This window comes from Burkholderia sp. Nafp2/4-1b (genome assembly GCF_003635165.1).
Classification (GTDB): Bacteria; Pseudomonadota; Gammaproteobacteria; order Burkholderiales; family Burkholderiaceae; genus Burkholderia.
Window position 1 is genome coordinate 318899 of record NZ_ML058619.1, and the last position, 11756, is coordinate 330654.

Sequence of the window (11756 nt, forward strand, 5' to 3'; positions counted from 1 at the left end):
TTCCGTTTCGTCCGAACCCATTGGAGCCGCTCGACATCATGAATCCCGTCTCCTTGCCGGCCATCCCGGCGATCGCGACACCCTCGCCGCAGGCCGGTACCGCCGCGGCGTCCGTCCTTACGCCGCGGCTCGTGACCGGGCTCGTCGGCATGCTGCTCGCGTCGTTGCTCGCGATCCTCAACGAACAGGTCACGGCCGCCGCGATGACCGACATTCGCGGCGCGCTGTCGATCGGACGCGACGACGGCAGCTGGCTCACTGCGCTGTTCGAAGCGGCCAACGTGGCCACCATGGTGTTCGCGCCGTGGTTCGGCATCACGTTCACGCTGAAGCGCTTCACGATCGGCGCGGTGCTGGCGACGTTGCTGCTGGGCATGCTGTGTCCGTTCGCGCCCGGCGTCACCGCGCTGACCGTGCTGCGCGTGCTGCAGGGCGTGGCCGGCGGCTGCCTGCCACCGATGCTGATCATCGTGGCACTGCGCTACCTGCCGCCGAAGGCGAAGCTGTACGGGCTCGCCGGCTATGCGATGACGGCCACCTTCGGCCCCGCGCTCGGCACGCCGCTCGCCGCGCTGTGGACCGAGTTCGTCGACTGGCGCCTGGCGTTCTGGCAGATCGTGCCGCTCGGCCTCGCGTGCTGCGCGGCAATCGGCTACGGGTTGCCCGCCGATACGCCCAAGCCGGAACGGCTGCGCGCGTTCAACTGGATCGGGTTCCTGACCGGTTTCCCTGCCGTGGCGATGCTCGTCGTCGCGTTGCTGCAGGGCGATCGCCTCGACTGGTTCGAATCGGCGACGATCCGTGCGCTGGTCGCCGGCGGCTTGCCGTTGCTCGCGGCCTTCCTCGTCAACGAGTGGCTTCATCCGCTGCCGTTCTTCCGGCTGCAGTTGCTGGCGCGCCGCAACTTCACGCACGGCCTGCTCACGCTGGCGGGCGCCGTGATGCTGCTGACCGCGGTGGCCGCGATCCCGGGCCACTACCTCGCGGGCGTGCACGGCTACCGGCCGTTGCAGACCGCACCGCTGTCGCTGCTGGTGGCGCTGCCGCTGCTGCTGAGCCTCCCGCTGACGGCCGCGCTCCTGAACCTGCTGCGGGTGGACTCGCGCTGGGTGCTGGCCACCGGCTGCCTGTTGATGGCGCTCACCTGCGTGGCCGGAAGCCGGCTGACTGCCGAGTGGATCCGTGACGATTTCTACTGGCTGCAGTCGCTGCAAATCATCGCGCAACCGATGATGATCCTGCCGATCCTGATGGGCGTCACCACCGGACTGCCGCCCGCCGAAGGGCCGTTCGCTTCGGCGATGTTCAATTCGCTGAAGACATTTGCGGCGGCACTCGCCACCGGGCTGCTCGACGCGCTCGGCACGTCTCGCGAGCACCTGCATTCGGACCGGCTGGTGGACCAGCTCGGCAACCGCGCGCAACTCGTGGCGGGCGGCGGATTCGATACGGCGTCCGGCCTCGCGCCGCTCGCGCACCGGCTGCACGAGCAGGCACTCGTGCTGGCCTCGGCCGACCTGTACCTGCTCGCCGCGTGCGTCGCCGTCGCGCTGCTGCTGCTCGTGCCGCTGCTGCCGGTGCGCATCGCACCGCCGTGGGCACCCCAACCTCCTTCCTCGCACTGAGAGACGATAGTCATGTCATTCGCCATTCCCTCCAAACACAAGGCGCTTGCGGCAGCCGCGCTGGTGATCGCCCTGGGCGTTGCGGCCTGCGCCGGCACGCACCGCTTGATCGATTCGCATACCGAAACGACCAACGACGCGTACGTCGCGGCCGACTTCACCCTGGTGGCGCCGCGCGTCGCCGGGCCGCTCGTCGAGGTGCTGGTCGACGACAACCAGATCGTGCATGCCGGCCAGCTGCTGTTGCGCATCGACGACCGCGACTTCCGCGCGGCGCTGAAGAGCGCGCAGGCCGACGTGGAAGCCGCGCGCGCCGCGGTCGCCCACGACGAGGCGGAAATCGCGCGCCAGCCCGCGCAGGTCGAACAGGCGCGCGCCGCGTTGCGCGCCGACGACGCGGCGCTGCAATTCGCGCAGGCCAACGACGCACGCTTTCGCGACCTGGCCGACAACGGCGCCGGCACCGCACAGGATCAGCAGCGCGCCGCCAGCGCGCTCGCCGGACAGCTTGCCAAACGCGCGGGCGACGCAGCCGCACTGGCGTCGATCAGCCAGAATCTCGCCGTGCTCGGCACCCAGCGCGACAAGGCGAACGGTGCGCTGGCACGCGCCGAGGCCGCGTTCGAACAGGCGAAGCTGAATCTGTCCTATACCGAAGTGCGGGCACCCGTCGACGGCAAGGTGGGGCGGCGCAGCGCCCGCGTCGGCGCGTTCGTCACGCCTGGCGCGCCGCTGCTCGCGATCGTGCCGCTCGCGAAAGCCTACGTGGTCGCGAATTTCCAGGAGAACCAGATCGGTGCGATGCGGCCGGGCGACCGCGTGCGCATCCGCATCGACAGTCAGCCGAACGTCGACATCGCGGGCCATGTCGACAGTCTTGCTCCGGCCACCGGCGTGAGTTTTGCGCCGATCGCACCGGACAACGCCACCGGCAATTTCACGAAGATCGTGCAGCGCGTGCCGGTCAAGATCGCGATCGATGGGTCTCGGGAGCAAGCTGCCGCACTCAGCGTGGGGCTGTCCGTGGAAGCGAGCGTCGATACCGGCGCGCATCGCGACGGCGCGAACGCAGCGGAGGCACAACGATGAAAACGAACCGTTTGCTGCGTGCGTCGATGCTGATGCTGCTCGCCAGCGCCGCGCTGACGGGCTGCACGGTGGGGCCGAACTTCGCGACGCCGGCCAGCGCGGTGCCGCCCGTGTTCGAACGCACGCGGACACTGCAGGACGCGAGCCAGCCGGTCGAGGCCGCTTTCAACGCAGACTGGTGGACACTGTTCGACGATCCCGTACTGAATACACTCGAGCAGCGTCTGGCCGACGCCAACCTCGACGTGGCCGCCGCGTCGGCGCGATTGCGGCAGAGCCGCGCCGCGCGGCGCGTGGCCGGCGCCGCCGCGCTGCCGACCGTAGCCGCCGCCGGCTCGTACGAACGCGAGCGCGGCAGCGAGAACGGCATCCTGTCGCTGCTTGGCGTCACGCCGAGCGCGACGCCCACGCAGTCGGCCTCGGGCGACGCGCCGCTCGGCGTCGCCGCCATGCCCGGCTCATCCGGCTCGCCGGCCTACAACGTTTACCAGGCCGGCTTCGACGCTTCGTGGGAACTCGACCTGTGGGGGCGCGTGCGGCGCGGCGTCGAGGCGGCCGATGCGCTGACCCTGGCCTCGTCCGAAGCACGCAATGCGGTATTGCTGTCGGCGCGCGCCGAGCTGGCGCGCGACTATCTCGAGCTGCGCGACGCGCAGGCGCAGGTGGGCATCGCCCGGCAAAACCTCGCGATTGCGCACGACCTGGAAAAGCTCACGCAAATCCGCCGCAGGGATGGCGTGACGACCGACCTCGATGTCGCCAACGCGGCCGCACAAGTCGCGTCGATCGAAAGCCGGCTGCCGATGCTGGAATCGCGCCGCGACACGCGCATCAATGCGATCGGCGTGCTGCTCACCCAACCGCCGGGCGCGCTGGATCCGCTACTCGCCGCACCGCGCGCGGTCCCGGCGCTTCCCGCACGTGTCCCGATCGGCTTTCCGTCGGAACTCGCGCAGGGCCGGCCGGACATCCGCCAGGCCGACGCGCAGCTGCATGCTGCCACCGCCGCGATCGGCGTCGCGCAGGCCGACTTCTATCCGCGCATCACGCTGAACGGCAGCGCCGGTTTCCAGAGCCTGCAACTCTCGAGTCTCGCCAGTTGGGCGTCGGGGCAGTTCGTGGCCGGGCCGTCGATCTCGCTGCCGATTTTCCAGGGCGGCCGCCTGACGGGCATGCTGGACCTGCGTCGGGCGCAGCAGCAGGAAGCCGCGCTCGTCTATCAGCGCACCGTGCTCGAGGCCTGGCGCGAGGTCGACGATGCACTGGTGATCTACCACGCCGAACAGCAGCGCCACGATCGGCTCGTCGCGATCGTCGCATTGAACCAGCGCGCGCTGGCCATTGCGCGGCAACGGTACCGTGCGGGCACGGCCGACTATCTCGACGTGCTCAACGCGCAGCGGCAATTGTTCGACGCGCAGGGTCAACAGGAGACCAGCGAGGCCGAGGCGGCCACGCATCTCGTGATGTTGTGCAAGGCGCTCGGCGGCGGCTGGGAAAGCCGCTTCGGAGGCCTCACGAACGGCGCACACGCGGGTACGGCGACGGTGGCGGCTCATGGCGCGATCGAGCAGACCGACGCTGGACAGAACGCAACCAATTGATCGATCACTATCGTCAATCCCTGTGCGCGGTCGGCCGCGCCGACGCGGCCCACTCGGCCAGCGCGGCGCGACGTCCGCCCGCAGCCATTCGACGAGATGGCGAGCGGCTCCGTGCTTCCGGATGCGCGATCGAGCTGGCTGCATCCGGCCGTAGGCCATGCTCAATGTAGTGTCGCGTTCAGGTTCCCGGCGATATCGGCGGCACGCGTCTTTTCCGCGTCGTCCAGCCGCCCGGCAACTCTCGCCGCGACGCGCGCCGCACCGGCACCGTATTGCCGAAAACCGGCTACGGCATCGAAGCTCGCGCGCGAACGCTCGATCCATGCCGCGCCGAGCGCCCGGTCTCTGGGCAGTCCGTTGCCAGTCAGAAACCGGATGCCGACCGCATATTGCATGAACGGATCGCCGAGCAATGCCTCGTTCAGGCTGGACAGGCCTTCCCATTGGCGATTGGCCGCCGCGGCTGCGTTCACAGGCGGATCGCTCCACAACGTGGCGACCGGGTCGGCCGGTACCAGCCAGCGCTGCTCGCCGGCGGACAGCCCCGCCTCCGTTCCCGCCACGATACTGCGCAGCGCCAGTGCGATCTCGGACACCGCCGAGCCTCGTCGCGCGGCGCGGCGATGAAGATCGAGGGCGGCGGCTTCGTTCACTGTCACGCCGTCGCCCGTTTCGTACATCAGCGCAAGATCGCTTTCCGCCCATTGCGAACCGGCTGCGGCCGCGCTTTGGAGCCACGTCGACGCTGCTTTGGGATCGCGCGCGACGCCGCGTCCGTGCAGATACGCGACGCCCACCATCCGCTTCGCCTCCGCGCTCGACGGCGCCGCACGGAGCGCCCATGCGAACGCCTCGTAGTCGTCGGCGCGTCCGCCGAGCCCGGTCGACAGGTGCCACGCGAGCGAGCCCTGTGCCGACACGTTGCCCTGCTCTGCCGCGCGGCGAAACCAGTACGTCGCCGCATCGAAGTCCACCGGTACGCCGTCCCCGAGGTCGTACGCATCGCCGAGTGTCGACTGATACGTCGCTTCGCCGCGATCCGCGAGTTTCCACTGCCAGTACGCTCGCTCGTTGGCAGACACGAAGCCGCTGTCGACCGACGCGAGCACGCGCATCGCGCCGATATTGTCGCGGGCAGCCGCTACGCGGCACCAGCGCGCGGCATCGACCGGATTGCGCGGCGTACCATTGCCGTCCAGATACATCGAGCACAGCATCGCTTGCGAGCCGGCATCGCCCAGCATTGCGCCGCGTGTGAACCAGTTGAATGCGATCGCCGGCTGCGCGCGCCAATAGGCCGCGCCCAGTACCGAATACGCGGCGGGAACCTTGCGGTTCGCGAGATCCTCCAGCCATTGGAGCCCCGTCCTGCCCGCGAACGACATATGGTGTTCGTTGAGGTAGAAGCCGACCGCTACACCGGCGGCATGATCGCCTGCGTCGGCCGCCTGCGCCAGGTAGCGCAAGCCCGTTTGTTCGTCGCGTGGCACACCGGCGGTACCCGACAGATATTGATAGCCGACCCAGCGCGCCGCCTCGACGTTGCCGTGATCCGCCGCGTACCGGGACCATTGCATCGCCTGCGCCCGGTCGACGTTCGTGCCTTCGCCGCGCCACGCCATGCCGGCGGCCATCAGCGCGGCCGCGCCGTCGCCGCGATCCGCACCGCGCTTCGCCAGCCGAAACGCCTTGCGCATGTCCACCGGCTCACCGTCACCGCGCGCCGCGTAGCGGGACAGGTTGGCTGCCGCGGCGCCATTGCCCTGCGCGTCGGCCTTTTCGAACCACGGCTTGGCGGCGGCCGGATTCGGCTGCGTCCCGAGGCCGTCCTGCAGCATCGCGCCGAGATCGTTCTGGGCAACGGCCAGACCCGCATCCGCCGCGCCCTGCATCCATCCCAGTGCCGCTTCCTTGTCGACCGGGCCGCCCCGGCCGAACAGATAGAGGTTCGCCAACGCGTAACGTGCCTGCGCATCGCCGGCGAGCGCGGCCTTCCGGTACCAATCACGCGCCTTCGCAGCATCGCGCGGTACGCCCGTCCCGCTGTTGTACAGATCGCCGAGCCGGCGCTGCGCGTAGCGCGAGCCGGCGAGGGCCGCGGTCGACATCAGGCTGAAGCCACGACGCGCGTCCTGTGGCATGCCGATGCCCGCCAGATAGAGACTGGCCAGCACCGCCTGCGCTTCGGCATGGTTCTGGTCCGCCGCGGCGCGCAGCCACTTCGTTCCCTCGCTGACATCGCGCGGCACCCCGTCGCCCCGGACGAGCATCAGGCCCAGGATGAACTGTCCGTTCGGCTCGCCATCCGCTGCCGCGCGCGACAGCCATGCCGCCGCGACGACCGGATCGCGCGCCACGCCGCGGCCGGCCAGCGCAAATTTCCCCGCGTTGGTCGCGCCCGCCGGCGATCCAGCTTCGGCGGCCATCACGAAGTAGCGGTAGGCCGCCACATCGTCGGCAGGTCGGCCGTCGCCGTCCGCGCTCATCCCGCCGAGCTGGTTCGCTGACGCCGCATCGCCGTCGCGTGCCGCCGACACGAACCACGCGTGTGCCGCTGCCAGGTCGCGCGGCTGCGCGACACCATCGTAGTAGAGATAGCCCAGCGCGCGCTTGGCCACCGTCGAACCGTCGCTCGCCGCCGATTCGAGAATCATCATCCCGCGCTGGGGGTCCGGACGCGCCGCGTAGCCATGCAGCACCATTTGCCCGTAGAGTGCGCGCGCCGTGAGGTTGCCGGTTCCGGCGTCCTGCCTGCACAGGCTGCGGATCCGCGCGGGCTTGTCCTTCAGCGGAATGCTGCCGAATTGCGCGTTCAGCGCCAGCACGCATGGCGTCGTGTCATCGAGGACCGGAACGGTCATGCCGCGGTCAATGGCCGGCACCGCGACCGGCGGCGACCCGGGCAGCGGCGCGGCGGCGCTGCCGGATGCAGCGGACAGCACCGCCATCAGCGCCGCGGCTCCGATGGATGATTTCAGCGCGGGGCCGACGTAACCGCGCTGCCGATGTTCACCGCTCGGCTTCATGACTTCGTGATCGTGACGTTCTTGATGATGACGTCGGTCCGGCCATCCTCATCGTCGATCGACTTGCTCAGTTCGATTCCGTAGTCGACGAGCCATACGGATCGGACGCGCACCGTCTTCCCGTCCTTGTGCACCTCGCTGCAATCCAGGTTGATCGCATTGCCCGTCAACGTGCCGAAGATCGACGATGCCGGCTCCGTCTTGCCGATTTCGCAGCGACGAGTCAGTTGACCGTCGCTCGACGGTTGCGGCAGCGCAATCTCGAACCGCCTGCCTGCCGTCATCGGTTCGTTCGCCATCGCGATCGCCGCCGCGTCCTTTTGCATGCGAAGCATCGTCGCGTGGCGGGGCGCTCTGACGCTCTGACTCATCAGGTCAGCCAGCCCGTAGCCCATGTCGAAATACGAAAAGTGCGGGTTCCCCGATGCGTCCTTCGTGGTCATCAACTCGATGACCACGCCGTTGTTGCGTCGATTGACGTAGGTGTCGACGTACGGCCCCGAGTCCTTCGGTGTCGTCTTGTTCACCCATTCGCCGTCCACGACCAGACGCGCATACGGAAGCGGCCGGCTGCCGTCGGGCGGCAACTGGTTGCGAAGCGGCTCCGGCAGGCGGCGCTCGTCAAACACTTCGTCCAGATACGCGTACGGATCGGCGAGAACCGTCTCGGCCGCCGGCTTGCCGTTGGCGATCACCTTGAAAAGCTCGTAGGTGGCGCGCCGCTGGTCCGGCTCCGGCAACTTTTCGAGCGCGTCGATTGCAAACTGAAGCTGCGCGCACATGGTCGGCTTGGCCTCCTCCTGCAGCGATGGCGGCACGTCGATCGCATCGAGGCGCGCGTCGAGGTCGAGCAATTCGGCAACGGTGTAATGCTCGTCGTTGCCGGGCGACGGCCCATTGCGCTCGCTGATCAGATCCATCAACGCGAAGATGCTGCGCAGCATCTTCGGTGACGATGTCTTCGCCAACGACACCAAGTCGCGGCCGGTCAGCTTCGACATCTCGCAACCATCGTGCGATTCGCCCGCGATGTCCTTCATCAGCCGCAGGAACTGCAGCCGGTCGGCCGGGGACAACATCATGTCCGTGCCCACGGCCGATTTGCCGCGCAAGCTGATTATTCGTGCGAGATAGCCAGGATTCTGCGCAACCTGGGCGAACCAGGCGACCATGATCTGGCCGTTTTCCGAATCGGGATCCACACCGGCTTGCGCGACAAATGCGCGCGCCCGTTCGTTGATTTGTGCCGGCGACAGGTTGATCACCGGGTTCGCTAGCGACGCGGAGACCGGCGGCTCCGCAGGGGCGCTCTGCACGCCCAATCCGTAAGCTGTTGCGGCCGCAACGGACAACACCACCCCAAAAAGGCCAGTCTTTATTTTCATTTTGTCGAAATTCGATCGTGTGGATCAGTCGGCTACGATGCTGCCGCGGACAATCGACCGGAGCCCCAGACGCGCACCGCGGGACGGTGCACGTGCGACCGGTCGGCCGCAGCTTCGCGGTTCGCGATCGCGTTGTCAATATCGTTCGTGCTTGTTTGCAGCCCCGCGCTGAAAGCCGATACTCGCGCCGAATTGCGTCCGCGTGTCTCTTTCCGTACACACCACCCACGATCCAGCCGATAAAACAACGCCAGAGGTAGTCGCGTCAAAAATTCAGCAATGCGTATTCGGCCGACTCCAAATAGAAAACGCGGATGACAAACCCACGCCGGATGCAACATCCGGCGCGGCTCGTCATCCGCGTTGAAAACCGGCGTACCTTGCAGTACGTCAGCTGTAGTCGTACACCCCACGCCCCGTCTTGCGCCCGAGCCGCCCGGCCGACACCATCTCGCGCAACAGCGGGCAAGCACGATATTTCGTGTCGCCGAAGTCCTTCAGGAACACGTCCATCACCGCGAGGCACACGTCGAGCCCGACGAGATCGGCCAGCGCGAGCGGCCCGATCGGATGGTTCGCGCCGAGCTTCATCCCCGCGTCGATCTCCTCGGCCGACGCGATGCCTTCGGCCAGCACGAAGAACGCTTCGTTGATCATCGGCACGAGGATCCGGTTCACGACGAAGCCCGGCGCGTTGCGCACGCCGATCGGCGACTTGTCGAAACGCTCGGTCAGCGCACGCACGGCCGACGCGGTCGCGTCGCTCGTCTGCAGACCACGGATGATCTCGACGAGCGGCATCAGCGGCACCGGGTTGAAGAAGTGCATGCCGACGAAGCGCGACGGATCGGCGAGCAGCGCCGCGAGCGACGTGATCGAGATCGACGACGTGTTGGTCGCGATGATCGCGTCGGGCCGCGCGACCGACTCGATCTGCTTCAGGATGCGGCCCTTGAGTTCGACGTTCTCGGTCGCGGCTTCGATCACGATGTCGACCGCGGCGAGCTTCGCGTAATCAGTCGACGTCGTGATGCGCGCGAGCGCCGCGTCACGCGCGCCGGCGTCGAGCTTGTCCTTCGACACGAGCCGCTCGAGGCTGCCCTTCAATGCGGCGACGCCCTTGTCGAGCGCCGCATCGGTGACGTCGATCAGCACGACGTTGAGTCCTGCAACGGCGGCGGTCTGCGCAATGCCGTTGCCCATGGTTCCGGCGCCTACGACGCCGACGGTTTCGATAGCCATACGATTCCTGTGTGTTCCGGTGCTGAGCCGTCGATTATCAGATGTTCTCGAAGATCGCCGCAATGCCCTGGCCGCCGCCGATGCACATCGTCACGAGCGCGTAACGCCCGCCGATGCGCTTGAGCTCGTACAGCGCCTTGACCGTGATCAACGCGCCCGTGGCGCCGATCGGGTGGCCGAGCGAAATGCCGGAGCCGTTCGGGTTGACCTTGGCCGGGTCGAGGCCGAGTTCCTGCGTGACGGCGCAAGCCTGCGCCGCGAACGCCTCGTTCGCCTCGATCACGTCGAGATCGGTGATCTTCAGGCCCGCGCGCTCGAGCGCCTTCTGCGTGGCCGGGACGGGGCCGATGCCCATGTACGCCGGATCGACGCCCGCATGCGCATACGCGACGAGACGCGCGAGCGGCTTCACGCCCTGCGCACGCGCGGCATCCGCGCTCATCATCAGCACCGCGGCGGCCGCATCGTTGATCCCCGACGCATTGCCGGCCGTCACCGTGCCGTTCTCCTTCACGAACACGGGCTTGAGCTTCGTGAAATCGTCGGAGCCCGCGTCGTGACGCACGTGCTCGTCGGTGTCGAACGCGACCTCGCCCTTCTTCGAGCGGATCGAGATCGGCAGGATCTGATCCTTGAAGCGGCCTTCGGCGATCGCGCGCGCCGCGCGACGATGCGATTCGAGCGCGAGCGCATCCTGCGCGTCACGCGAAATGCCGTATTTCTTTGCGACGTTCTCGGCCGTCACGCCCATGTGGATCGCCTCGAACGGGTCGTGCAGCGCGCCGAGCATCATGTCCACGAGCTTCGCGTCGCCCATGCGCTGGCCGAAACGCGCGGACGGCACGCTGAACGGCGCACGGCTCATGTTCTCCGCCCCGCCGCCGATCGCGACGTCGGCATCGCCGAGCATGATCGTCTGCGCGGCGGACACGATCGCCTGCAGGCCCGAGCCGCACAGACGGTTCACGGTCAGCGCGGGCGCATGCTGCGCGACGCCGCCGTTGATCGCCGCGACACGCGCGAGATACATGTCCTTCGGCTCGGTGTTCACGACATGGCCGAACACGACATGCCCGACCGCATCGCCCGGCACGTTCGCGCGCGACAGCACTTCGCTCACGACCTTCGCGCCGAGATCGGTCGGCGAGAAATCCTTCAGGCTCCCGCCGAAATCGCCAATCGCGGTACGGACACCGCTCACCACCACGACTTCCTTCGCTGCATTGCTCATCGTCTCACTCCGGTTCGTTCGCGCCCGCGGGCGCGGGGTGCGTTTGCGTTACATGTTCGGGTAATTCGGCCCGCCGCCGCCTTCCGGCGTGACCCACACGATGTTCTGCGTCGGGTCCTTGATATCGCAGGTCTTGCAGTGCACGCAGTTCTGCGCGTTGATCTGCAAGCGATCTTCGTTGCTGTCGTTCTTGATGAACTCGTAGACGCCGGCCGGACAGAAGCGCGCTTCCGGGCCCGCGTAGGTGCGCAGGTTCACGTTTACCGGCACGCTCGCATCCTTCAGCGTCAGGTGCGCCGGCTGGTGCTCCTCGTGGTTCGTGTTCGAGATGAACACCGACGACAGCCGGTCGAACGTCAGCTTGCCGTCCGGCTTCGGATACTCGATCGGCGTGCATTGCGACGCCGGCTTCAGCATCTCGTGATCCGCATGCTTGTGATGCAGCGTCCACGGCACGTTGCCGCCCATTACCTTTTGCTCGAGGCCGACCATCAGCGTGCCCAAGTACAGGCCCTTGGCCATCCACTGCTTGAAGTTGCGTGCGCGATACAGCT

The 11756-nt window shown here is 67.7% G+C and carries 8 protein-coding genes; 3 read left to right on the forward strand and 5 right to left on the reverse strand.

Features of this window, described 5'->3' with window-relative positions:
* Window positions 1–38: 38 nt before the first annotated feature.
* Genes C7H84_RS28115 through C7H84_RS28125 form a run of 3 tightly spaced genes read left to right on the forward strand, consistent with a single transcriptional unit; the run spans window position 39 to window position 4318 of the window.
* Complete coding sequence (locus tag C7H84_RS28115) at window positions 39–1625, forward strand: MFS transporter (RefSeq protein WP_121861861.1); 1587 nt, start codon at window positions 39–41, stop codon at window positions 1623–1625.
* A gap of 12 nt (window positions 1626–1637) precedes the next feature.
* Entirely contained in the window at window positions 1638–2714 is a 1077-nt protein-coding gene (locus tag C7H84_RS28120; RefSeq protein WP_121861831.1) for an HlyD family secretion protein, read from the forward strand.
* Window positions 2711–4318 carry an efflux transporter outer membrane subunit gene (locus C7H84_RS28125; protein WP_121861832.1) on the forward strand — a complete coding sequence of 536 codons (1608 nt, stop codon included), beginning with the start codon at window positions 2711–2713 and terminating at the stop codon, window positions 4316–4318. The genes C7H84_RS28120 and C7H84_RS28125 overlap by 4 nt, the downstream gene beginning before the upstream one ends.
* 161 nt (window positions 4319–4479) lie before the next feature.
* Here C7H84_RS28125 and C7H84_RS28130 read toward each other — a convergent pair whose 3' ends face one another.
* The 5 genes from C7H84_RS28130 to C7H84_RS28150 all read right to left on the reverse strand — a co-directional run.
* On the reverse strand, window positions 4480–7344 hold the full coding sequence (locus C7H84_RS28130; protein ID WP_121861833.1) for a tetratricopeptide repeat protein: 2865 nt from the start codon (window positions 7342–7344) through the stop codon (window positions 4480–4482).
* Complete coding sequence (locus C7H84_RS28135; protein ID WP_162999381.1) at window positions 7341–8660, reverse strand: hypothetical protein; 1320 nt, start codon at window positions 8658–8660, stop codon at window positions 7341–7343. The genes C7H84_RS28130 and C7H84_RS28135 overlap by 4 nt, the downstream gene beginning before the upstream one ends.
* A 459-nt stretch (window positions 8661–9119) precedes the next feature.
* A complete protein-coding gene (locus C7H84_RS28140; protein ID WP_121861835.1) occupies window positions 9120–9971 on the reverse strand; it encodes a 3-hydroxybutyryl-CoA dehydrogenase in 852 nt (283 codons plus the stop codon).
* A gap of 37 nt (window positions 9972–10008) precedes the next feature.
* Complete coding sequence (gene bktB, locus C7H84_RS28145) at window positions 10009–11202, reverse strand: beta-ketothiolase BktB (protein ID WP_121861836.1); 1194 nt, start codon at window positions 11200–11202, stop codon at window positions 10009–10011.
* A gap of 48 nt (window positions 11203–11250) precedes the next feature.
* Window positions 11251–11756: 4Fe-4S dicluster domain-containing protein (locus C7H84_RS28150; protein WP_205611468.1), on the reverse strand; the 506-nt coding region annotated here is incomplete at its 5' end.

Coding starts and splice junctions, on each gene's coding strand:
- bktB (WP_121861836.1), bottom strand. CDS start 11,202: ATGAGCAATGCAGCGAAGGAAGTCGTGGTGGTGAGCGGTGTCCGTACC.
- C7H84_RS28125 (WP_121861832.1), top strand. CDS start 2,711: ATGAAAACGAACCGTTTGCTGCGTGCGTCGATGCTGATGCTGCTCGCC.
- C7H84_RS28120 (WP_121861831.1), top strand. CDS start 1,638: ATGTCATTCGCCATTCCCTCCAAACACAAGGCGCTTGCGGCAGCCGCG.
- C7H84_RS28140 (WP_121861835.1), bottom strand. CDS start 9,971: ATGGCTATCGAAACCGTCGGCGTCGTAGGCGCCGGAACCATGGGCAAC.
- C7H84_RS28115 (WP_121861861.1), top strand. CDS start 39: ATGAATCCCGTCTCCTTGCCGGCCATCCCGGCGATCGCGACACCCTCG.
- C7H84_RS28130 (WP_121861833.1), bottom strand. CDS start 7,344: ATGAAGCCGAGCGGTGAACATCGGCAGCGCGGTTACGTCGGCCCCGCG.